Raw genomic sequence first — 24419 nt, 5'->3', positions numbered from 1 at the left:
GCTTCGTTTATCACAGCTAATCGTCCGTCAAACTGTCGGCTCAAAATAGAGAGAAGAGGTAACTCTATTTAGGCGGGTGATAACGGATGCTCAGTCCTGATTGAAGGTTTTATAAAAAGAAAAGAGCTTTAGATAAGCCCTTTTCTTAAGTCAGTTAAGCCATTCTCTATTGTTCCAAATCTTCAATCGCTTGCACTTCTTCACCAGTATCCATAAATGAGATGGTCACTTCATCACCGGGTTCAAGGAAAAGGGCTCTCGGGTAAGACGAAGCATTAACCGTGAAGATTCGATCTTCCCCTTCTAGAAGAAATCTGATCGTGACATTGTCTTCTTTATCCCATTTATAAATACGGTCAATTTCTGCGGTTATTTCAACCATATCTGTGTATTCACCTGGTACGACCTTCTCATCACTTTGGGAAGATATTTCTAACTGATAAGCTCCGAAAGCTTCTCGCTTTGTTTCACCATAGCCGTAGATGTTCTCATCCCGTGCGCTTACGAGCATGATTTGTCGCAAGACGTCATTTTTGTCCATGAGAGGGACAATCCATGTATATTGACCATATATATTATATAAAGAGGGTGTCCCTGCTACGTAATCATCACGGCGAAACGTTCGTTCAGCTAAATCCATGGCAGTTCGGCCATTGAGTGAGCCGCTAGCATCTCGGAAATACTGAAGCTCTCCAGTGCGGGCATCGAACATCGTGAAGCCGACCATAGAGCGTGATGCTTCCTGATCTTCGTTTTGCAGCCGCATATGATCAGTGAACCAGTTTAGTTTTAGGTCTGCATCTACAACCCCTGTCACAGAATCCACTGCTCCCCATGCTGTAGGCTCTGTTAATCCTTCACGGCCAAAAAAGCGATTGATCATGCCTTGCTTGTAAATACCAAACCACTCATTACGCTCTTCTGCAATACTTGGGGGATAGATACGATTTACCCACTCAGGGACTGCTTCTTTTTCATATTGTTCTGTTTCGCCAGTAGCAGGATCCACAATGATGACGCCATCAACATCGGCTACACGGCGGAATTCCGTATAATGTCCGTAGCTGACAATGTAATAAGGATTACCTTCACCGTCAATTTCAAACGTCGTGTCTAACATAAGCACATCAGGGTATTGAGAACGAACATGTCGTTCTAGATTTTCATGGAAAAACGCTGAAGGGACATAGGTCATCTCAGTTAAGACCATTTCTGGTTCTTCACGCGGGTTTTCGGCACTGACCATAATGTACCCTGGAGCATGGCTGCTACGATACCAGCGGAAAAAGCCATCATACTCTATAGGTGTAATCCAATAAAGCGCATCATTCACCCGCTGAATCCGCGTGTCACCAAGGTTATAAAAGGCGGGATTATCTAGCTGCCCCATTAAAACATCTGAGCGATACTCTGCATAACTGCGGGAAACAACGGGAATATATTCTTCGTTTACTGGATTTAATTCTTCTACCGTCACTTCTTCACCGTTAGCCATATTAAATTTTGCATCTGCAAGAAAGAATGGCTGTAATAGCCAAAACAAGCCGAACCCGACAATGATAAGTAGGCCTGTTGCTGCCCCCATCGTCGCTTGTTTTTTCCTAAATGTTTTGACGAACATAAATATAAGTGTGTTATCGAGCATGAGACTGAGGCCGAGGATCGGCAAATAAGCTGTGATAATAGCAGCAACACTCTGGTCGAGTAAGCCGATATAAAATAAGAAACCGCCATACACGATACCTAAAAATAACCGGATAGGGATCCAGCGTCGGAAGATAGCCATTCGCCAGCAAATCGGTTGGAACGGCAAAAATAAAATGGATAATAAGACACTCATCATTAGCATTTGTAACATACCTTTTCACCTCATAAATATAGCATATAAAAAATAATAACTTATGTGTTCTTACGTACGGGATAAGAGAATGTTTCATATTTGTGACCATTTTAATCTTAACATAGGAATCAGCGGTTAAATGAGTGAATGTCACAATTTATTTTTTAACCCAAAAAATCGAGCAATTAAAATTAAACGATAGGACTGAAGTGAGACGGTGAGATCTAGAGGATCAGCGGTGTCTGAAAACTCAATGATGGATCATTGAACAGAAGAGAAGTGCTTGATGAAAGTACCCATTTGTAGCGCGAGAGCCATGTATGAGTCAACAGATAAGCGTCCATAAAACGCCAACCACAAAATAGAGAAGAAAGCGAAATCTATTAAGGCGGGAGCTAAGTCAACTACTCATCAGTGGGAGAAGCACGAAAACTCTCACTGATTGAAGGTTCGTTTTATAGGTGTGTTTCGCAGATGAAATTTGTTTCGAATCTGTCTTTAACGAAAATTTTCAGCTACAATAAACAAAGAATGTTTTTATTAAGAAGGATGATGAGAAAATGAGCTTATTGCGTGTAGAAAATTTACATAAAACATACGGTGAGAAAATATTATTTAATCACTTGTCTTTTGTCGTGGAGCCAAAAGATCGAATTGGCCTTATCGGGGTAAATGGGACTGGAAAATCGTCGCTTCTTAAAGTACTGGCAGGCCTAGACGGGCGAGAAGCAGGAGAATTAATTCATGCTAACAATTTCACAATGGAGTATTTACCTCAAGAACCAGCCTTACAAGAGGAATTGACTGTGCTTGAGCAAGTGTATTACGGGGATGCCCCGGTCATGAAGGCAATGAGAGCGTATGAAGAAGCGTTGATGGCGCTAGAGACAGATCCAGCAAACAGTGGTGCACAGAAAAAATTAGCCGCATGTCAGGAGAAAATGGATGAACTGGATGCGTGGGAGGCAAACACCCTTGCGAAAACAGTCCTTACAAAATTAGGTGTTCATACATTTACGAAAAAGGTAGCTCATTTATCGGGCGGGCAAAAAAAGCGGGTAGCGATTGCTAAAGCGTTAATTCAACCGGTTGACTTATTATTATTGGATGAACCAACGAACCATCTAGACAATGTCACAATTGAATGGCTGGAAGGCTTTTTGGCGAACTATCAAGGCGCGATAATGCTGATTACTCACGATCGATATTTCTTAAATCGGGTCACAAAGAGAATTTTTGAGCTTGATCGAGGCCGCTTATTTCAGTATGACGGAAACTACGAATTGTTTTTAGAAAAGAAAGCAGAAAGAGAATTAAATGAAGAGCAGCAGGAGGTAAAACGACAAAACCTCCTTCGTCGTGAACTAGCATGGCTACAACGAGGAGCGAAAGCACGAACAACGAAACAAAAGGCAAGAAAACAACGAATCGAAGGCATTCAACAGGACACCCCACTAGCGAAGCAAGGAGACCTTGATTTTGCTATTGGATCCACACGGCTAGGTAAACAAGTCATTGAATTAAAAGACGTGGCGACATCTATAGACAATAAAATGTTAATTAACGGCTTATCTTATCTTGTCGTGCGAGGTGAACGACTAGGCATTATCGGACCGAATGGTATTGGAAAATCAACATTACTCAACATGATGGCTGGGCGAAAAAAGCCTGATAAAGGGAGTATTACCACAGGAGAAACGGTTAAAATCGGTTACTATACGCAAGAGCACGAAGAAATGGATGAAAATATGCGTATGATTGATTATATTAAAGAAACAGCCGAAGTGGTATATACGATTGATGGGGTTGCCATTACTGCTGAGCAAATGCTAGAACGATTTTTATTCTCACGGGCGATGCAATTTACGTACATTAGACGCCTTTCAGGTGGAGAAAGACGCCGGCTTTATTTGTTAAAAATCCTCATGGAAGAACCGAACGTCCTGTTTTTAGATGAGCCTACAAATGACTTGGACACACAGACATTATCCGTGCTGGAAGATTATCTTGACCAATTTCCAGGTGTCGTGATTACTGTTTCCCATGACCGATATTTTCTTGATCGTGTGGTTGATAAACTCCTCGTTTTTAAAGGGAATGCTGTCATAGACACTTATTATGGGACATATAGCGAGTGGTTAAGTGAGAAGACAGCCGCTGTTAAGCAGGCAAAAGACACGGCACCGTTATCAGTTGCTGCGAAAAAAGAAGCAACTAACAAACCAAAAAAACTATCTTATAAAGAGCAACAGGAATGGCAAACGATTGAAGGCAAAATCAGTAATTTAGAAGAAAGACTTGAACAAATAGCATCTGAGATTGAAGCATCGGGAAGTAACGTTGATAAAGCGCGTGATTTATATAATGAACAATTAGAGGTAGAAGCGCAATTAGAGCAGGCAATGGAACGTTGGACAGAACTTTCCTTAATCGTTGAAGAAATTGAAGCGAATAAGCATAAATAGTGTGACGAAATAAGTGATACATTTTCATCTGTAAGAATGTTACAAGTGACTTTTCTACATGAACAATGTTAATCAATCTCTATCACACAATCGTGTTAAAAAAAAGCGTCAAGGAAATGACGACTCCGAGGGATCAGAAATGTCTGAATTTATTGATGGACCAGGGGTTATGCACCATTGAGCCCCATTTGAAAAGGGACGTTCTTAGCGATAGATCACTACAGGAGTTGTTTTTACAGGTGGATGTTGTATAAGTTAATTGCTTCACGTTATGAGTGAAAGATGAGTATGAATAAAGAAACGGCTAATTATGTATGCAGGCACGAGTACTCCCTAACCTAAAAAGTCTCTTATATGATGAAAAGTCTCAGGTGCTGAAGGTATATAGTTATCTTGTTTTTTGCAATCGGATTAGGATGGGCTCTTAGTGGGTAAATTTTATTAAAGACGAGAAAGGAGCCCAATCGATGACTCAGAGAAAATTGCAGAAGCTTAAATGGATAAACTTAGTGACATTAATCGTTGTCATCATTATAAATGCTTTATCTAATACTTTACCATTTAATAATATTACAACTGGGGAACTAGCAGATCGGTTAAATGTGTTATTTACACCAGCCGGTTATGTCTTTAGTATTTGGAGCGTGATATACGCCCTGCTTGCCATTTGGGTCATAAGACAATTTATTTCTATTCAAGATGTTGATTACGCCGCATATGAGAGAATAGGATTGGCGTTTTTCATTAACGGTTTATTAAATGGCAGCTGGCTTTTAGCCTTTCATTATGGCTATTTTATGTTGTCAATGGTGATCATGACAGGTTTACTAATTAATTTAATTATGATTTATTATCGGATCGATGGGGCACACTCGAACGTAACGATTTGGATGCGGCTGCCTTTTTCAGTTTATATGGGATGGATTTCCGTTGCTTTTATCGTCAATATTGGTGTTGTCTTTAATTCATTAGGATTTGAAGATGGGCTTTGGTTAAGTGCAGAAATGTGGACGATATTAGGGCTGATCATAGCTCTAATAATAGCTGGTTATTTAACAACTGCGTTGAAAGATGCTGTCTATCCACTCGTGTTCACGTGGGCCTTTATTGGTATTGCCGTGGAAAGATGGCACGAATACACTGTTTTAGCTTATACCGCTTTAATAAGTGCCATTATTTTAGGGGCAATGGCCTTGTATTTGTTTATTAAGTGGAAAGGTTTTTATCACAGATAAGCGTCCGTAAACCTCCTGGCTCAAAATAGAGAGCAGAGATAATCTATTTAAGCGGGAGCTAAGGGACGCTAATGTCCTGATTCACTGGGGCCAACAGGATGTTGGTCACACAAGCGTTTTCGCAGGACGCGAAGACGTTAGCTTGTGTTCCTTATCAGTGGGAAAAGAACGAAAACTTCCACTGATTGCAGGTTCGCTTTATGGGAATGATGATTGAAAAGACTCAGAAGAGGGTATTACTTTAGTAGTAAGGGTAGGTTAGAAGGAGGGGACATGTATGAATGTCACGAAACGAGATATCCTTCATTTAATTGACGATCTATCAGAGACAGAGCTACGCATTTTATATACATTTATTGAGGAATTTCGAATTGCAGAAGCAGAAAGGTCCTCAGCTCCACAGGAGAGAAAAAATATCACTGTTTTGGATTAAAGATATAGCCATGGACAGATGTTGTGGAGATAGGCAGAACTTGGATAACGTAATGAATCATGATTTGACTGCTCCTATGAAGGGTAAGATTAGGGCTAACGTAAAGAAGTGTTTAGTAGAATCATTTAGGTAAAAGTGTTACGTGCGATAAAGCACACTTTGACAACAAAATTGAAGGCTGGGATCCAGCGAATAAGTGTGCCCCTCACTTTGCGAGGGGCTTTTTTTAATCATTAGCGAAAGGTCACTGTTTGAAGATTAAATCATTTAGTAATTAAATCAATATCTCCTGATTCGAGATGATAAATCCATATTGCATTTAAATTATGGCTTTTTTCTTCTCTTAGATGCTGGGTTAGTTCATTATAAAGACAGGACATATGTAACGTCTCATGACTTACAAAGCACCATCCTTCCCTCGAATCAGTCACTTCAAAAACATAACTATATGTTAACGGGATAACATTTTTAAAGTTCAACTGTTTAAGGTATGACGAAAGCTTAAGTAAATGGTCCATAGCTTTAGAGAGTTTCAAAATATAGTCATCAAAAGATGTAAAAACGGTTGAAAAATAATGATGACACTCCTCATGCATGACCGTCATCATTTGCTGCTTCGAAGGGGTGCGTTCTATTAGAATTTTTGTCATCATCCGTTGCACAAGGTCATGGAAGCTAGTAATGTCATTTTCCGGTTGAATGAGCAAATTCCGAGCCAACGTTGTAGTAGGCATTAAATTCCCTCCTCGATTAAATACATGTTATGGATAGTAAGTCTATGTGTTTTATCAATGCATGTAAGGCCACTAGCATTTCTTTAAAAATGGGCATTGCTCACAAATGTTATCACATGTAGTAAGTGATTTATAAATACAAGACCAAGACCGCTTAGAATAACAAATGGGAATATCTTTTTTTCCAGCCTTGTTTTTAATTTTATTTGACAGGTTATGGTTAACGAAATCAGTGAGAATAAGAATGAGATCAACGCGCTCTGGAATCTCATTTTTGACCATTTTTACTTTTCTCCCATCTACATGGATGACTTCGTTAAAGCCGATATTTTTTAATTTGCCGGGAATTGAGCCAAGGTTATCACCGCCAATGAGAAGCAGGGCAGACATTCATTTTTCCTCCTTTAAATAAAAATGATAATCATTCTCAACTACAATTATAAATGAAAACGATTCTCACTACAAGCTTAATTGTGAAAATCGTTTGTCAATATGCCTAACAGCACCAGTAAGAGCGTATGTAGGAGGAAGCTATTCAATTTGGTCTATCATTAATCATCTTTAAACCCATTCCGAATAAACAGTATGGTATCTTCTAGCACACCAATATCTTTTAAAATGACGATGATCACAAGAATAAGGGGACCTAAAAAGACACCGACGACACCGAAGATTTGAAAGCCAGCAAACAAGGCAACAAGGACGGCCAAAGCGTTTAAGTTCATACTTGAAGATAAAACCTTAGGCTCAATCGATTGTCTAATCCCCACTGTCACCCCGTAAACGATAGCGAGTCCAATCCCCATACTAATATTCCCTGTGAAAAACATATACAGAAACCAAGGGATTAAAATGGTCCCTGATCCGAGATAGGGAAGGATTTCAGCGATGCCCACAATCATAGCGATGGTTAAAGCATGTTCCACTCGCAATATAGATAAGCCAATTAAAACAACGATAGAAGCAATAAACATGAGAATAAATTGGGCTTGTATAAAGCCGAGCACCCTATATTGAAACATCGTTTTAAAAGCTTTTGCTTTTTTTATTAAGGGAGCTGGTGTGGAACAGTAAATTTGTTTAAAAAGTTTTTCCCAGTCTTTTCCGATGAAATAAAAAGCAATAAATACAATTAAGAAAGCTAGAAGAAAAGATGGTACCACCATAATAAATTGGGTTAACGCATCAGCAAGTGCTTGTCCAAGAGCGGTCAGCGTTTCCGCTAGCCGATTGCCAAATGTCGCAATCCCGTCTTGCAAAGTGGCTTGTTGCTCAGGTGTTAAAGAAGACAGCGCTCCACTTACAGATTGCCACAGCGGCAAAATGGTCGTATTAAAAAACTCTTGCATTTGTAAAGAGGTGGTCTGAATCCATTCAGGAACAAAGTCTGAAATGCGTCGGACCCCGAAAATAATTAAAAAGACAACGCCGGTAATCGCCCCTATTAAGGTACTTAACCCTAGTAATAAAGCAATAATAACAGATAAGGTATTGGGAAGCTTTATTTTATCCCGTAGCAGACGGATTAAAGGATAGAACATCCATACGAGAGTGGCTGCAATCCAAAACGGGTACGATATCTTAAAAAGCCAACCAAGGAGCCAAAAGAAAAATAAACTAATTAATACTGTCATAAGCAATCTGGCAAATATCCAGGCATGCCTTTTAGTCATGGTCAGCCCTCCGATTTAACATCATTATATTGTGTGGTTTATGAGTTATATTAAGCATGCAATAGGATGGTAAACGTCTTCTGAAAAGAATCGTTAGTCACACATACCAATCCAGTATAGCCACTCTATCTCCTGCAATAAGTATTATCATAGCAGATAAGAATGGTGAACACATAATATGTAAAGGATTTAAATCATACTTTTTTGTATATAGCTATTTTAGCATGATGTTTCACTAAAAATAAAAGTGTTATACCTTTGAGAGACGATAGTCATGCTAAAAGGCTTCATCACGTGCATTAACGGGTATAGGCGTTATAACGAGAGTAAGGGAATGGAGGCATAAGCATGCTTAAAAAAGCGTTGCTCCTTTGTAATGATAAAGCAGGTCAAGGTGATGTTCAAAAAAACATAGGAATAGTAGCAGGCATTTTGACAGAAAAGGTAGATGACCTGACGATTAGAAAAGGTAAGAAAAAAGGGGACTTAGAGGAGATGTGCCGAAAGCTCGATAGCGAGATAGAACTGTTGATCATTATGGGGGGAGATGGCACGGTGCACGAATGTGTGAATGGATTAAATGAATTAACTGCTCCACCTCTAATAGCGATCATTCCAACAGGCACATGTAATGATTTTGCCAGAGCATTAAACCTCCCTTTAACAGTTGCTGAAGCTGCAATTGTAGCGATTAATGGGCAGAAACAAAAAATTGATACAGGCCGTGTCAATGATCGCACGTTTACTAATTTTGCAGGAACAGGCTTGATCGTTGATACATCCGAAAATATTAACGAAGAGACGAAAGCATTGACAGGACCACTCAGTTATTTAATCAGCGCTGTTAAAACAGCCAGTGATTCTCGGTCATTTCACTACGAGATAGTCATTGATGGCGAAACGATGAACGGGGAAGCAGTACTAATCACTGTAGTGAACGGCCGCTTTATCGGGACATACGAACTTCCTTTTCATAACTTATCCGTCCAAGATGGGCATTTAAATGTGTTTTTAGTGAAAGAAGGTGGATTAGCTGTCTTTAAAGAATGGATTCAGCGTAAAGCTTTTGATGCCTTACCAGATGAAACGACTGTTATTGCCAAGACAGCTAAAACCATCACCCTTAAAACAACTGAAACAGAAAAAGTAGATACAGATGGCGATGTTTATTTGCAGACACCGGTTGAGATAAGCATAGGCAGACCGTTCACCTTTATGACGGATGCCACCAGTCTATAAGTTGGCAGACGTACCGATAAGGCTTTTGACTTAGTTTAAACATTGATAAAGACGGTTATTGCTACAAAGAACGAAAATAATACGTTATTTCTAAGGAGGTATTATCAATGCTTTGGACAATCATCAGCATTTTAATTCTATTTTGGCTCGTAGGACTTTTCCTTGATTTAGTAGGTGGATTAATTCATCTTATCTTGGTCGTGGCTTTAATTGTGTTTATTGTGAAAATGATTAGAGGGAGAGGATGAAGGATTTTCATCAGTGAAATTGGTCAGGTAAGTGTGTAAGCACCTATTCACACATAAAATGGCATTTTAAATATGGGGAAGTAGCCGGAAGCTTAAAATCTTTTTCATAGGCGTGTTGGCTCGCACCTATCCAGTGATATAATGATACCAACGCTTTACGTGCTGACGTAAGGCGTTTTTAACATGTTTGTATGCATGCTTTTTACTCCGATAATAGTATGGATTTGTGTGAAGGTTCTGCACTAAAAATGAGGAAAACGGGCTTGCGTAATGGCTTGCCCGTTTCTACAATTAACTAACGTCATAAGCCATGTTAATCAACCGTTTGGCCTTTTCAATATCGTCACTGTTAGAAATGGTGACTTCTAAATCACCTGTACCATAATGCCCAATATGTGTGACATCACGGGTAAAGCCTTGTTCCAACGTGATACTATCGGGCTTAACTTTTAAATAAAGCAGTATCTTCGCTGTCTGCGGATGTATTTCAACACAGGCAAAGTTTTTAATACGTTTAAATGCTATGTAATGTTTTAATATTTTTACTTGAACATCATCACCTAAAGCTATCATATAAGCTTTTAACATCTCAAATTTATCTGTCAATGCTACATTAGCTTGCTCTAAATAATCAGACACCGTTTTAACATTAACATGTTTAGTGGTTGTTGAAGCATTTATCACATCTTCAGTCTGCGCTGTTGTAGCATTAACCAAATCTAGTAATAGGAGTCCGTCACTGTAATGTTTGTACTGATAAAGCTCTATATGACGGTTTATTTGTTGAACGGCGTGTTCATCATACTTAGTGAAGCCACCTGCAATACATAATAAACGTGGGCTACTCCAATCAATCGCATCTGAAACAGGTTGCCCGTATCTACGCATAACCATTAGTTCATATTCTGCTTTATGGTCTAGCAGCCAATCGAGGTAAAATAAGCCTTGATTAATGACATTTTCGTTTATAGATCGCTTATATTCAATAATGACAGGGGAGTTGTTTTCATCAATCCCTAACGTATCAATACGTCCTGCGTGACGTTTACCTGTACGATATTCAGAAGCTAAAAAACGTATCCCTAAAAACGTTTCTAAATGCCTTTCAAGAATATGTTGTAACGATTTTTCAACTGCTACGGATTGGCCTTCTAATTCATCAACACTATCCCCATTTAACCTAAATAGTTTTATATCACCCATAAGACTTTCCCTCCTTAACAGAAACAATGTTATCACGAAATATTATTTAAAAAATAGAAAGGCTTATTAAAGTGAGCCATGATAATTCTTATGAAAAAATGATTTTTAACCTGTCTAAATATTTTAGAAATTCTAATGAGTGAGACGTGATTTGTGGAGAAACCCAATCTTTAGAAGGTATTCTTAATTTATTTTCTTATTGTTAATTCTAAATTGGTGAGGTGAGCAGCCACATATTTTTTTAAAGTGTTTGTAGAAACTAGAAAGATTCTGGTACCCTACCTGAAAGCATATTTCCATGATGTTATGATCTGTGTTCATTAACAAACTCTTGGCTTTATGAATTCTTATATTTTCAAGGTATTTGTGTGGTGTGCTGCCTAAATTTTCTTGGAAGATTCGACTTAAATGATAGGGGCTTATCCCAATTTTGACAGCAAGGTTGTTTAAGGTGATTCTTTCTTCATAGTTCTTTTCTAAAAAAAATTTTGTTTTCGCCACTATTTCTTGTTGAGGATCATATATGTCAATAAAAAGTTCAGGTCGACACCTTTTGCATGGTCGAAATCCTTGTTGTATTGCTTCCGTAGCATTTTTAAAAAAACATACATTTTCATAGTTAGGGGTTTTAGATTTACAAGATGGTCGACAAAAAATACCAGTTGTCTTTACGGCATAAAAAAACTTACCATCATATCTTTTGTCGCAATTAACTATAGCTTTCCATTTTACCTTGAGTGAAAATAGTTTATTTGATTTCATGGATTAAACTCTCTCCAATTGATAAAGTTTCTCTTAGCTAATACCAGGTAGACTTTACCTCTCCCCAATATACCATTACGTCAACTCAAATTTTCATTGACTAGCTTGCTTTCTTCAAAAGGAGAACCCTTTTTTGAAATGTCATATAGCTAACATATAAAGCGATAATGATAACAGGGACAAAAATGTATAATTGAAAAAACGGTAATACAAGGATACAAAAGATTAAAGATAATAGAGAGGACCACCAGGGTAAGGTTTTATTCTTAAAAAGTCTAACACCAGCAGCCATAGAAAAAATATATACTAACACTCCTAATGAAGTCGGAATAAATAAAATATCATTAAAGGTCATTGTAAAGTATTCTGTAATAATAACTCCGATACCTGCGAAACTAATGACAAAAATAACCATACATCTTGGGATTTGTTTAGTTGGATGCATATATGATAATAGCTTTGGAAACGCCCCGTCTCTACTCAAGGAGTATCCGAGTTGCGTCAGGCTTGCTACAAATGCATTTGAGGTGCCTATACATATGAAAAATGCCAATATGGCGGTTACAATTTGTGCACCAATCCCTAGTGTTTCTCCCATTATAACACCGATTGGTGAAAGATTACTCTCTATACTCCCATATGTCCCGGTGCCGATTGTTACAAAACTTAATGCTAAAAATAATACCCCTATAATTATTACGCTAATAAAAGTACTACTAACAATGTTTTTATCTGGATCTTTAAAGTGATTAGCAAGATTACATATAGCTTCCCAGCCAAAAAAGGCCCAAAATATTACTGTTATTGCTGTTCCAATTGCGTACCACCCATTAGAGGCAAAGGGTGTAAAATTTCCCGAATTGATGCTCGGTATTGAAATTATAATGGTAAGTGTAAGCATTAATAGTAAACAACCACTTATGATTAACGCAACTTTGCCACTAACCTTAATCCCATTATAATTGACGATACCTGCAATAACTAGAATGATGAACGCAATAAAAGTCCTTGCCAAGTCAGAAAATCCAAATGCTTGACTAATGTAAAATGCCCCTGTTAAGGATACAATCGTTTGTCCAACTGCAGCAGTGACAAAGTAAAACCAACCTACAATATTTCCGCAATGAAACCCAAATGATTTCCGTACAAAATTTGCTGCCCCACCTGCATCTGGGTATTCACGTGCTAGACAAGCAAATGTGTAGGCGAGTGGAAGGTTAGCAAGAATTACAATCATCCAAGACAATATGGATGCAGGGCCTGCAATAGAAGCTGTAACCGATGAAATAAAAAGAACACCCGATCCAAGTATTGCAGCAATATACAATGCAATACCTTCATATAAACCAATAGAACGTTTTCCCATAAATATCCCCTCTTTCAGTTAAAACATTAACAATTCAAGGGGGGAATTTCTTCTCTAATATTGCGTTCTAATTCCCTATTGTTAATTCAATAATAATAATTTTTATTGGCATATCGTTTCTTGAGAGTCATTGGTATAGCTAAAAAAAGAGTAATATAGGTAAAAGTATTAGTAACGTTACAACATCAAGAAAGTCTAGTTACCTTTTATAATTGTATTATTAAATACGAATATAAAAAGAATTACGGAAGCTAAAGCCCCAAAAAATCAATCTATTTATTCCAAGTTATTTTGTGCATGAAATATCGCCCCCGACCATTACACGCTATTCCGAAAATAAAGATTTCGTTATATCTATGATCCAACAACTCTAAGCATTTGTATGAACGTTGATCCCCTTGAAAGCAGAAGAGAGACAAAAAAGATTAGTATAATTTTACATTATTGAAATTTAGTAGTTATTAGTGTGGTGTTACCTATAAAGGAAATCATTATAATGTTCACAAAAAATTAACAAATATTTATAATGATTAGTAAAAAAGGCGTATAATGAAAGAGGAATTATAGTACCCAAGAGGAGAGGATGACAGTAGAAATAGACATTGAAACTAATGGAGTGAAAGGCGTTATCCTAAAGATATAAGAGATAGTCCTCACACAGTGACTTATAAAACTATTAAATAATAAAGAGAGGAACATGATAAATGAAGAAAAAGCATATTCTTCTCATCTTTTTCATGGCAGTTTTTATTGTTGTAGCGGTTGTTTTTAGCCTATTCATTGGACGAAATGACTCAGTAGATGTGGCGAATGCTAAAGGGTTTTTATATTATTCTACCTCCGCGACTAATTTCGTAACGAGAGGGAGTTTATACGTTATTAATGACGAGAATGAAGTACAAAAACTAGTAAAAACGGACGGAATGGATTTAGGTCAGATTTATCAACAGGATGAAATGTTTATCCTTAATGACAACAAGGATACTTACTTCATTCATAACGATGAGATTGTAAAAGAAAAACGAGCAGACACAGAGCACACAACTATCTTTTTATCTGTGATCGATGGGAAACGTGTGGAACTCTACAATCATGGTTATATTGATCAGGCGACATATGGCTCCCATCTCTATTGGGAGCATGATGGCGTCATGCAGTTTGCAGAGTTGCGTTATTTTATTAGTACTGCTGGTTCTGATGGGAAGTCCCTTTTTGTTATTGAAGAGGATGATGAAGAAAACAATGAGATTATTTTGCGCCAAATAGCCTTAGATCAGACAATTGAGGATAAGCCGCTTCTTGTACTAGCAGACGATGTAGACAATTATTTAATTATGACGGACATGTTAGCTAAAGACAATCAGCTCTATTATATCGTTAACATAGATTATGATTATGCTCTCGGGAAAGTTGATTTAAATACAATGGAACAATCAGAGACACCTTTTTTAGAAGTGAAAAATAATGATGACATAGCTGAACATTTACCAAGCAAAGGCCATAGTGGTATTCACATGACAGATGATTTTATTTATTTTTATGATGGAACAGGGATGTTATATCAATTTAACCTAGAAGGTAACCTCATTGAAACGTTGTCCACCGTACCTGATTATCATGAATATAATGATATATTTCCAGCATGGGATGACGAGACGTTATATATTTTCAAAAATGGGGACGATTCAACGATACAAAGCGTTAATTTACTGGACATGGCGCTGCAATCAGAAATAGACATTGATACGAAGAACTTAAAGGTAAATGAACAGTTTTTGTATGATTTTAAGATCATTAATGGTTTTTAGCCAATTGGTTTGTGAATTTAAAACTTCATTTGAATTTCAGTCGTAATAACTATTAAATATCAAATTTACTTGGAAATGTTACTTAAATTATCAAGAAGAATAGTTTAAACTATGTTATCCCCACAATTGACAAATAAATGTTTGATTTTCAAAATTCAACTTTCAACATGAAAATGCTTAAATTGAATTTGACTTTGTGTACATAATATCTCAAGATTTATGTTTAAAATAGTGGGGTAATTCAAATGACAGATACTAAGAAAAATGTACGAAACAAAATAATATTAATTAGTTGGGGATTTCTTACAATTATACTGCTAGTTTCGATAGGTTTTCAGATTGTGTCAAATGTAAAAAATGGTGATCAAAATATTAGAGAAAATCTTTTAGCTTCTGCAACATTGACAATTGCACAGGATGAGTCCGTAAATTGTGAAGATATTGAAAATATACAAGTCTCGAAAATGAAAGCAGGAGCATTTCCTTTTAATTATTCTGTAATAGTTGATATGAAAAATGGAAGTCAACTGACTGTTGGATGGAAAGATGAAAATATGTCAGAAACAGAAATTGTCAATCAAAATAGATAGTTTTTCCTTATCTTCTTAGTGCTGAAATAATTTTTAATATTAAGAAGGAACTTATTTGATAGCACCTTTTTTGGAAAACTATATATTACATTCAAGAATGCTAAGATAGTAATTTTAAAAAGCCCTTTTCTCATAATTAGGGGCTTTTTTATTCAACGGTTAATGTCTGATTGAAGCGATAACGGAAGGAATTTAAGGAGTTGAAGGACTATCTCTATCTTTTGGCATTGAACAAACGATCGTGTTGGTTCACCTCACTGAAATATTAACGACAGTGGTAGCGTGATTCATCAGATCAATTAATGTTGAAAATGCATTTAAAGTTATCTTTAATGTAGCGAAAAAGTTACGAACATTTATCTTGCTCAAGTGAGTGTCTTGTGAGAGACTAATTAAAACGAACAGCAGAATGAGTGTTGCATGAAGCAGGAGGCTATTGTTCGCTTTGCTGATTGTTTTCATATCATTTGAGTAACGAGGTGAGTAACATGGATATTCAACACATTGAAGCATCCCATCAACAATTTATGACTAAAATGAAACAGGAAGACCCCGGTTTTTTTAAAAAGCTTGGGGAAGGGCAGGAACCTTCTTTTTTCGTTCTGTCTTGCTGTGATTCTCGAACATGTCCATCCACCATTACAGGTATGCCATTAGGAACGATGTTTACCCATCGAAATATTGCTAATCAAGTTGTGGAAGAAGATGACGGTTTACGCGCCAGCCTTCATTTTGCTCTTGATGTTTTGAAAGTAAAGTACATACTAATTATTGGTCATACAAACTGTGGTGGCATCCTCGCTGCAAGCACAGGAGTGCGTCACGAAGCGATGAATAACTGGCTCGATCACGTCAAAGAAAGTATTGATAGCTTTGATAAAACGAACTTATCTCCAACACTAGAGGATCTTGAAAGACATAACGTTAAACAGCAAATCATTGATTTGAAAAACCATCCTGTATACAAAAAAGTAGGGCGGGGAATTCCAGTAGTAGGTATGTTATTTCATTTAGAATCAGGCGAGCTAGAATGGATTAATGATAATTAATTGATAAAAGTGGACAGGGCTTTCTCATAAATAACCTCTTATGAGAAAGCTCTGTATTAGTTGTTAGACAATTTTAAGAGTTTATGAAGGATATAAAAAGGGCTCACGGTTACGCCGTTAAAAAAGGTGCAACCGTGACTTGACGCTTATGAGTTAACCTAATCGACCTCACCGATTTAGAGGAAGTCATATAAGAATATTTTAACGCTGTTTTAATGTTTGAATGCGTTGCATCATGACTAAAGAACGCCCTGTCCCGATGGCGACAGATTCTAATGGACTTGGTGCGATATGCACAGGGACAACAATTTCATTAGATAACCAATCTTCCATACCATTTAATAACGCGCCGCCCCCTGTTAAAATAACGCCACGGTCGACGATATCACCACTTAACTCAGGAGGGCAGTCCTCTAACGTCGCTCTAATCGCTTCTAGAACGGATAAAAGTGATTCTTTAATTGCTTCTTGTATTTCGTATGAGGAGATATCAATTGTTTTTGGGAGGCCGCTTACAAGGTCTCGTCCTCGAATAGCCATCGTAAGCTCCTCATGCTCAACAAGGGCAAATCCAATTTCCATTTTGATATTCTCTGCCGTTCTAGGACCGATCATCAAATTGTATTTTTTTCGGACGAATTGCACGATATCCTCATCAAGCTGATCGCCTCCTGTTCTAATGGAATGACAGGAGACCACACCGCCGAAGGAAATGATAGCAACTTCAGTCGTGCCACCGCCTATATCAACGATCACGTTTGCAATCGGCTCTTCAACAGGGAGATCAGCACCTATTGCAGCGGCAACAGGTTCTTCAATTAATTGAACGTCTTTAGCACCGCACTGTTTAACAGCGTCAGAAATCGCTCTCCTTTCAACGGACGTGGAGCCTGAAGGCGTACAAACGACCACGTTAGGTTTTCGTAGAGGGGTTCCCAGCTTTTTAGATACTTTTTTCATAATATGCTTAAGCATATCTGTGGTCACTTGATAGTCAGCAATGACGCCATCTTTTAACGGACGAATAGCCACGATATTTTCCGGTGTTTTACCTACCATACGTTTCGCTTCTTCTCCTACAGCAAGCACTGCATTCGTATGTGTGTCGATAGCTACCACGGACGGTTCGTTAATGATCATCCCTTTATTTTTTGTATAAACAAGTAAATTGGCAGTTCCTAAATCAATGCCGATTTGTATAGTTGAAAACATCCTACATTCCTCCAGTATCACGTTTGGTGTTACTACATAATCATTCTTCATACATGGTCGTTTTATAGGGGTCTTTAGTAAGATAAATGTTGAAAATGTGTGGAATTCGAGGAGATTTCCCGGGAAATATAGCAAACAACTGTGAAGATTGTCATATAATTGTTAGGCAGTAATGTTTCGCCAAAGAGTTTTTTTGTTTATACTTTTATCACAGATAACGGACGCTAATGTCCTGATTCACTCAACTACCAATCAGTGGGAGAAGAACGAAAACTCCCACTGATTGAAGGTTCGTTTTATAAACGTTTATTTATAGTGGAAGAACAAGGAGAGGTTGGAACATGATAACTAAAACGACTGAAAAATTGTTGAAAAGAGAAAGACAGCGTACGTTTTATCAATTGGCGTCACGAGTGAGTGAGCCATTTAAGGAAAGAGCGATTAAAAATGATCGAGAGGCTTGTTTTCCGTTTGAGAATATGGCCGAGCTTAAGAAAGCAGAATTAACGACGTTAACTGTTCCAGCTAAGTGGGGTGGAAAGGAAGCCTCGCTTTATGAATTGTTAATTGTACAAGAAACAATAGCTAAAGGGGATGGACCAACGGCTCTCTCTTTAGGTTGGCATAACGGGTTAATCATGCAGTTAAGGCAGACGAGAAAATGGGAAGAAGCAATGTTTGAAGCTATTTGTCGTGAAGCTGTAGACGATCATATCTTGATAAATGCAGCAGCGTCAGAGAAGGCGACCGGAAGTCCAGCACGAGGCGGGATGCCTGAAACAACTGCTACCAAATCAGCAGAGGGCTGGCGAATAAACGGCTCTAAAACATATACCTCTCTCGCACCAGCGTTAGATTATTTTATCGTAACAGCGGCAATGAAAGGTGAGGATAGAGTCGGTGAATTTTTAATACCGGCGCAAACAGCTGGAGTAGAGATTGAAGAAACATGGGAGACATTAGGCATGAGGAGTACCCGTAGTGATGATTTGCACTTAAAGAATGTATTAGTGAATCATCAGGCACTCGTAGCTGTGAAAGATGCTGGACATGGAAAAAGTCCTCAAGGATGGCTACTTCATATTCCAGCATGCTATTTAGGAATTGCCCAAGCAGCGAGGGATGAAGCGGTGGCTTTCGCTAAATCTTATCAGCCAAATAGCTTGTCGCATCCTATTAGTGAAGTACCAGAAGTTCGCCGTAAAGTTGCAGAAATGGATCTGGAACTTATGAGTGCACGACATTTTATGTACCATATTGCAGAAGTATGGGATAACATGCCCGAGTATCGACCGGGCCTTGGAGAGGAATTGGCCGCTGTGAAAACGATATGTACGAATGCGGCAGTTAAAGTAGTTGATCTAAGCATGCGAATTGCAGGTGGCTATAGCTTGCATAAAGCACATCATTTTGAACGGTATTACCGTGATGTGAGGGCAGGGTTGCATAATCCACCTTCAGATGATTTAACAACCGCGGCATTGGCTAGAAGGGCTTTTGACTAATTCATATCCTATAAAGGAGGCGGTAACGATGGTAAAAGAAGGACTAAGCATTATGGCGTTAAACATCGGGAAACCACAGACGCTCACTGGTTTAGGTCAAACAGTGATCTCAGGAATTGTCAAACGGCCAGTGGACGAGGAGATTTATCTATCTCAAGAACAATTAACAGGAGACGGACAAGCAGATTTAGTTCATCATGGAGGGCCTGATAAAGCTGTTTGTGTGTATTCTTACGACCATTACCCTTATTGGGAGAAACACCTTGACAACACGATCTCTTATGGGGCATTTGGAGAAAACCTTACTATTGCTGGAGGAACTGAACAAGAGATTCACATAGGGGATACGTTTAAGTGGGGTGAGGCTGTCGTTCAAGTGTCTCAACCGCGTATGCCGTGTCATAAGCTTGCTAAGAAATTTGAAGTACCAGATCTACCAAAGCGCGTCATAGAAACGGGTTTTTCAGGTTATTATTTACGGGTTCTCAAGGAAGGGACAGTGTCAGTAAAAGAACCACTTATTTTTCAAGAAAGACATACGACCTTTTCTATTGCCATGGTAAATGATGTTTACTATAAGCGCTGCAAAGATAAGATGGTTATTGAACAAGTATCAGAAGACCCCTATTTAGCAACGTCGTGGCGAAAAATGCTCACTAAAAATAAGAAATGAGACACGTTCACCTTGATAGGTACGCCCTTAAAATTGGTATAAAATAGAGGCTGGTTTTTATCCCAGCCTCTTCTATAATTATAAGGAATCCAGAAATTTTTTGAAGTAGTAATTTCCCTTTTCTAGTGTTAATTCTGTTTCGGAGATAGTATAGATTCCCACAAGATGCCCAAAAGGATCTATAAATGGATAAATACTTTTGTTTGAAATTTTTGTCTTATACATATCATCATTGTAAAATAAACACCAAATATCTTTCTCATAAACTTTTAAAAAAATACCTTCTATATCGTTACCACCTTCGTAATACCCTACATGCATATGTAGGGTATCATCAAAAAGTATCATATGGACACCAACTTTTTAGAATATTGTAAATGAATACATAAACGTTCTCAGAATATTATAGTTAATTACTTGGACTCCCATACAATCTCTTCATACAATGTATTTTTACTGGTATTTCCGAATATTCGTATCAACCTTAGCACCAAAGTTCTACCTTATGATTAATGGTTTGAACAGCTTTTTCATGAATTTTAATCAAATTATCAATTTCTAGCAGGTTCATAATCTTTAATAAAGACATATTTTGCAAAGAAAAAGCCCTTTAATGGATAAGTTGTGTGGTAACCTGTCCAATTTCACTAATAAATTCATGGAAAAGAATACACTAAAAATGTCATATGGGCAATGTTTTTGTAAAAAAATCAATTATTTGGATAGCATATTAAAACATTGTATTTAGATGTGTATAAAAAAATTAGTCGCTCAAATTCATGCCAAAACCATTACATCATACGTTAAAAATCATTGATTCTAGGTTAGTTTACATCTATCAAGGTGTAACGTGTCTTTGATGACTAATTCCATTAACCTTTCATTAAAGGTCATACTAAGGACGCAAATCAAGTCTCTATTCTTATGCATCAAGATGTCGAAATATTTAAAAAGGAATCACTCACGAAGCGTCGAATGTAGTAACAGTAAGACAATAGTGAAAGAAGCATCCTCGGAAAAGCGGCAGTCTGGAGTACACGTTCATATATTATTTGTTTTTCGCAAGTGTATTTTGTCTATTAAATGGATGCTAGTATGAAGGGGAAGAATTTATTAAATTGAGAAACAGGGGGGATACTCATGCCGTCTTATCATAAATTGGTGAGAGATAAAATTCCAGAAATTATTGAAATGAATGGCCAAAAAGTCATGTATCGGCGAATTTCTGGAGAGGATTTTATTAAAGAAGCGAAAGAAAAGCTGAAAGAGGAAATGAAAGAATATCTCGAAGCACAAAACCCAGAACAAGCGATTGAAGAGTTAGCGGATTTATTAGAAATCATTTATTGTCTCGCTGAACGGCACGGGTACTCAAAAGTCGAATTAGAAAGTATTCGCTCAGATAAATCAGAAAGGCGGGGGGCTTTTCATGAAGGCTGGTTTCTAGAAACAGTTGGAGATGATGAATGGTAACAGTCATAGCTCAAAAGCTGTAGTAAGCTTACCACTCCAAAAAAGAATAGGTGGTCGTCACCTACCCTTTAGATCTGTTACTTTATCTTTACCTCTAATGTCTATGAAACGATGTTAACGATCCAATCGATACTATAGTAACTAGCCACTGTTATGCAGATCGTCCACACGCCTAAGCCAACTCCCATCCATACGGTCGTATGCCTTTTGTTTGCTTTTAACGTAAGCGCAATAATCGTAGCTAAGTGAATGCCTGTCACTAATGGTCCTAAAAACGCAAGGCCAGGTAGCCCATACGAATAGAAAATCGTTTTAGCCCGTTGTTGTCGACGTGCTCTTTTTTCTTCTTTTACGCGATTTTCCTCTTGCTTCTTCACAGAGTGCTCTTCCATTTGCATCTTAAGTTGTTTTTTATTATGGCGTTTTAGCTGCCACTGTTGATAAATACGTGTTCTTTTAATAAAGCTTAACGTATATACGATTAAAATAATCGGAAGAAAGTTCCCTATATAAGACACGATGCCAACCATTATCGGATGAAGTCCCATGCCGATCCCGATTGGAATGACGATGAGTATCTCGAGCCATGGCGTGGCGGCCATAATGAAAATGAGTATATATTGCCAAAGTAGTTCTATCATGAGGTGACTCCCTTCTCATCGATTACATAAAGCCAGCGATGAAGTGTTTCCAAGATGACTGCCTTTTTCGATCGCAAGTCTCCTTATCATAATAAGACATTTGTGTAGCCAACCCATCGAGAAGGCAATAAAAAGCATCGAGCCTTTCGCGTACAGTAGTTTGGTGCGCGTGCTTATTGTGTAATGTTTGAAAAAGGGGGGCAAGCAACTTATCGCACTCTTTTTCAAATTGTAGAAATTGCGCATGCACATTTTTCTCAAGAGCTGGGGGTGGAAAAAGAATGAAATGGAAATAAAACTTTCCTTCAGTTTCAGTACTTAAATAATGTGAAAGATCCTCTAAAATCATGTATAGCCGATCTTCTGTAGGTAAGGATTTATTGGTCTCTAATGAACGTTTTAAGTAGTTTAAATAAGCCTCATAAACATACTCTACGGCAGAAAAAAACAGCGCATCTTTATTTTGATAGTGATTATAAATAGATGCTTTTTTAATCCCCACCTCGTCAGCCATGCGTGCTAAGCTTGCTCCTTCGTAACCATGTTCAGCAAAATGCTGAAGGGCTACGTGCAAAAGCTGTTCTGACGTTTTCATCGCCAACCTCCTTAAAACGTGATAAACTAAAACTAACGAACGATAGTTAGTTCATTGTGTAGTTTACCATTGAAAAAATGATGGAGCAAGTCATTTTATGGTTGAATGGTTGTAAATAATCCGGTCGTAACGCCGCCAAAAATAATGTTTTTCACAAAAAGAAAGAAGAGCGTACTTAATCAGTAAAATATGTTAAAATACATAGTTGATTAAAGACAGGAACGTTAGCCACTTGCTAAAAGCAGGTGATGATTGTCGTAACGAAACATGGGGGAGAACGAGAATGTACAAAACACATACACTGAATGAAAAAATTAAGCTCTTACTTTTAGTCATGGGGCCGATCCTTGTGACACAAGTAGGGTTATATGCTATGAATTTTATCGATACGACGATGTCAGGACGAGCAGGGGCAGAGGATTTAGCTGGTGTCGCTATCGGCTCAAGCCTTTGGGTTCCAATACTGACAGGTGTATCAGGAATTTTACTCGCTTTACCACCGATTATTTCTCAGTTAATGGGTGCGGAAAAAAAAGAAGGCGTATCCTTTTATGTAATTCAAAGTATTTATTTATCTCTTGCCATCTCACTTCTCGTTTTTTTAGTGGGACTGATTGCCGTTGAGCCAGTCCTAAATTTTATGGCATTAGAAGAGGAAGTGGCTTACATTGCTAAACATTATTTAATTGGTCTGGCCGTCGGTATGGTGCCGCTATTTATGTACAATGCGATCCGAGGGTTTATAGATTCTCTAGGACAGACGCGTGTCACGATGATCATTACTTTACTAGCGCTCCCTGTCAATTTTTTGTTTAATTATTTACTTATTTTCGGTAAAGCAGGGTTTCCAGAATTAGGGGGCATTGGGGCAGGTTATGCGTCAGCAGCTACGTATTGGTTTATCCTTATCGTGACGATTTACTTTGTTCATACCGTTCGACCATTTAAAGCCTATAAGATTTTCTCTACTTTTTACCGCCTGGATTTTACTGTTTGGAAGGAATTGCTATTGCTTGGCACGCCAATCGGGCTGACGATTTTTTTTGAAACGAGCATTTTTTCCGCAGTCACGCTTCTTATGAGCCAATTTAGCACTGTCATCATTGCCGCCCATCAAGCCGCAATTAACTTTGCAAGTTTGCTTTATATGCTGCCTATGAGTATGGCGTTTACATTGACGATTGCGGTCGGGTATGAAATTGGTGGGAAAAGGCTAGTTGATGCTAAATCATATACGAAGATCGGGATGGGTTTGTCTGTAGCGATGGGCTTAGTGGCGTGTGTCATTATTTATGTTCTTCGTGAACCAGTCTCACTGCTTTATACGGTGGATTCTGAAGTGGCATTTTACATTCAACAATTTTTGATTTACTCGATTTTCTTTCAGCTGTCTGATGCAATTAATACCCCTATACAAGGTATTTTGCGTGGCTACAAAGATGTTAATGTCCCATTCATACTGGCCCTTGTTGCTTTCTGGGGTGTTGGTTTACCAACAGGTGTGGTGCTTGCTAATTATACCGCTCTCGGACCTTATGGCTACTGGGTTGGATTAATCTTAGGTTTAGCCGTATGTGCGGCGTGTCTTGCCTTCCGCTTACTAAAAATTCAACGTAGCTTTGCCGTTCAGTTAAGTAATGGTTAAACACATCAAACACCTTCTAAGGGGTTTGAT

General features: G+C 38.0%; 23 protein-coding genes. 12 read left to right on the top strand and 11 right to left on the bottom strand.

Annotated elements, in window-relative coordinates; all coding sequences use genetic code 11:
- Positions 1–166 precede the first annotated feature (166 nt).
- Positions 167–1858: a hypothetical protein gene (locus BK581_RS07730; protein WP_078577627.1), complete on the bottom strand. Its 1692-nt coding sequence runs from the start codon at positions 1856–1858 to the stop codon at positions 167–169.
- 542 nt (positions 1859–2400) lie between these two features.
- Between BK581_RS07730 and BK581_RS07725 the strand changes: the two genes are divergently transcribed.
- The 3 genes from BK581_RS07725 to BK581_RS20100 all read left to right on the top strand — a co-directional run bounded on the left by BK581_RS07725 (position 2401) and on the right by BK581_RS20100 (position 5973).
- A complete protein-coding gene (locus BK581_RS07725; RefSeq protein WP_078577626.1) occupies positions 2401–4305 on the top strand; it encodes an ABC-F family ATP-binding cassette domain-containing protein in 1905 nt (634 codons plus the stop codon).
- Positions 4306–4772: 467 nt separating this feature from the next.
- Positions 4773–5540, top strand: coding sequence for a TspO/MBR family protein (locus BK581_RS07720; RefSeq protein ID WP_078577625.1), 768 nt, complete (start codon positions 4773–4775; stop codon positions 5538–5540).
- A gap of 277 nt (positions 5541–5817) precedes the next feature.
- Positions 5818–5973, top strand: a complete 156-nt coding sequence (locus BK581_RS20100) for a hypothetical protein (protein ID WP_169837605.1) — start codon at positions 5818–5820, stop codon at positions 5971–5973.
- A 263-nt stretch (positions 5974–6236) separates the two neighbouring features.
- Here BK581_RS20100 and BK581_RS07715 read toward each other — a convergent pair whose 3' ends face one another.
- The 3 genes from BK581_RS07715 to ytvI form a co-directional block, all read right to left on the bottom strand.
- Complete coding sequence (locus BK581_RS07715) at positions 6237–6707, bottom strand: hypothetical protein (RefSeq protein WP_078577624.1); 471 nt, start codon at positions 6705–6707, stop codon at positions 6237–6239.
- Between the two features lie 72 nt (positions 6708–6779).
- Positions 6780–7097, bottom strand: a complete 318-nt coding sequence (locus BK581_RS07710; protein ID WP_078577623.1) for a DUF2325 domain-containing protein — start codon at positions 7095–7097, stop codon at positions 6780–6782.
- Positions 7098–7258: 161 nt separating this feature from the next.
- Positions 7259–8380 carry a sporulation integral membrane protein YtvI gene (gene ytvI / locus BK581_RS07705; protein WP_078577622.1) on the bottom strand — a complete coding sequence of 374 codons (1122 nt, stop codon included), beginning with the start codon at positions 8378–8380 and terminating at the stop codon, positions 7259–7261.
- Positions 8381–8728: 348 nt separating this feature from the next.
- On the opposite strand from ytvI, the gene BK581_RS07700 reads away from it, so the two are divergent.
- Positions 8729–9619, top strand: coding sequence for a diacylglycerol/lipid kinase family protein (locus BK581_RS07700; protein WP_078577621.1), 891 nt, complete (start codon positions 8729–8731; stop codon positions 9617–9619).
- Positions 9620–9726: 107 nt separating this feature from the next.
- The gene (locus BK581_RS19900; protein ID WP_143709643.1) at positions 9727–9867 is read left to right on the top strand and encodes a lmo0937 family membrane protein; all 141 of its coding nucleotides are present in this window, start codon (positions 9727–9729) and stop codon (positions 9865–9867) included.
- Between the two features lie 291 nt (positions 9868–10158).
- Here the strand turns inward: BK581_RS19900 and BK581_RS07695 are convergent, their stop codons facing one another.
- From BK581_RS07695 to BK581_RS07685, 3 genes are all read right to left on the bottom strand, one after another.
- Entirely contained in the window at positions 10159–11070 is a 912-nt protein-coding gene (locus BK581_RS07695) for a DUF5655 domain-containing protein (RefSeq protein WP_078577620.1), read from the bottom strand.
- Positions 11071–11253: 183 nt separating this feature from the next.
- On the bottom strand, positions 11254–11832 hold the full coding sequence (locus BK581_RS07690; RefSeq protein ID WP_078577619.1) for a bifunctional transcriptional activator/DNA repair enzyme AdaA: 579 nt from the start codon (positions 11830–11832) through the stop codon (positions 11254–11256).
- A gap of 100 nt (positions 11833–11932) precedes the next feature.
- A complete protein-coding gene (locus tag BK581_RS07685; RefSeq protein WP_078577618.1) occupies positions 11933–13198 on the bottom strand; it encodes an APC family permease in 1266 nt (421 codons plus the stop codon).
- A gap of 704 nt (positions 13199–13902) precedes the next feature.
- On the opposite strand from BK581_RS07685, the gene BK581_RS07680 reads away from it, so the two are divergent.
- The 3 genes from BK581_RS07680 (at position 13903) to BK581_RS07670 (ending at position 16645) form a co-directional block, all read left to right on the top strand.
- Complete coding sequence (locus tag BK581_RS07680) at positions 13903–15006, top strand: hypothetical protein (RefSeq protein WP_078577617.1); 1104 nt, start codon at positions 13903–13905, stop codon at positions 15004–15006.
- A 245-nt stretch (positions 15007–15251) separates the two neighbouring features.
- Positions 15252–15596, top strand: coding sequence for a hypothetical protein (locus BK581_RS07675; RefSeq protein ID WP_078577616.1), 345 nt, complete (start codon positions 15252–15254; stop codon positions 15594–15596).
- A gap of 488 nt (positions 15597–16084) precedes the next feature.
- Positions 16085–16645, top strand: coding sequence for a carbonic anhydrase (locus BK581_RS07670; RefSeq protein ID WP_078577615.1), 561 nt, complete (start codon positions 16085–16087; stop codon positions 16643–16645).
- Positions 16646–16846: 201 nt separating this feature from the next.
- Here BK581_RS07670 and mreBH read toward each other — a convergent pair whose 3' ends face one another.
- Positions 16847–17857, bottom strand: a complete 1011-nt coding sequence (gene mreBH, locus BK581_RS07665) for a rod-share determining protein MreBH (protein WP_078577614.1) — start codon at positions 17855–17857, stop codon at positions 16847–16849.
- A 344-nt stretch (positions 17858–18201) separates the two neighbouring features.
- On the opposite strand from mreBH, the gene BK581_RS07660 reads away from it, so the two are divergent.
- Both BK581_RS07660 and BK581_RS07655 read left to right on the top strand, forming a co-directional pair.
- Entirely contained in the window at positions 18202–19362 is a 1161-nt protein-coding gene (locus BK581_RS07660) for an acyl-CoA dehydrogenase family protein (RefSeq protein WP_407690349.1), read from the top strand.
- Positions 19363–19390: 28 nt separating this feature from the next.
- On the top strand, positions 19391–20035 hold the full coding sequence (locus BK581_RS07655; RefSeq protein WP_078577612.1) for an MOSC domain-containing protein: 645 nt from the start codon (positions 19391–19393) through the stop codon (positions 20033–20035).
- Between the two features lie 78 nt (positions 20036–20113).
- Here BK581_RS07655 and BK581_RS07650 read toward each other — a convergent pair whose 3' ends face one another.
- Positions 20114–20383 (bottom strand): DUF3986 family protein, encoded by a 270-nt coding sequence (locus BK581_RS07650; RefSeq protein WP_078577611.1) that lies wholly within the window; start codon positions 20381–20383, stop codon positions 20114–20116.
- Positions 20384–21175: 792 nt separating this feature from the next.
- On the opposite strand from BK581_RS07650, the gene BK581_RS07645 reads away from it, so the two are divergent.
- Positions 21176–21508 (top strand): nucleoside triphosphate pyrophosphohydrolase, encoded by a 333-nt coding sequence (locus BK581_RS07645; RefSeq protein ID WP_078577610.1) that lies wholly within the window; start codon positions 21176–21178, stop codon positions 21506–21508.
- A gap of 101 nt (positions 21509–21609) precedes the next feature.
- On the opposite strand, the gene BK581_RS07640 is transcribed toward BK581_RS07645, so the two are convergent.
- Complete coding sequence (locus tag BK581_RS07640; protein ID WP_078577609.1) at positions 21610–22149, bottom strand: small multi-drug export protein; 540 nt, start codon at positions 22147–22149, stop codon at positions 21610–21612.
- 22 nt (positions 22150–22171) lie between these two features.
- The gene (locus tag BK581_RS07635) at positions 22172–22744 is read right to left on the bottom strand and encodes a TetR/AcrR family transcriptional regulator (protein ID WP_078577608.1); all 573 of its coding nucleotides are present in this window, start codon (positions 22742–22744) and stop codon (positions 22172–22174) included.
- 283 nt (positions 22745–23027) lie between these two features.
- Here BK581_RS07635 and BK581_RS07630 point away from each other — a divergent pair, with 283 nt between their 5' ends.
- On the top strand, positions 23028–24389 hold the full coding sequence (locus BK581_RS07630; RefSeq protein WP_078577607.1) for an MATE family efflux transporter: 1362 nt from the start codon (positions 23028–23030) through the stop codon (positions 24387–24389).
- Positions 24390–24419: the final 30 nt, after the last annotated feature.

The sequence above is a fragment of the Salipaludibacillus agaradhaerens genome (assembly GCF_002019735.1).
Lineage (GTDB): Bacteria > Bacillota > Bacilli > Bacillales > Salisediminibacteriaceae > Salipaludibacillus > Salipaludibacillus agaradhaerens.
The sequence above is the reverse complement of the archived record's forward strand: the minus strand, read 5'-3'. Positions and strand labels throughout refer to the sequence as shown.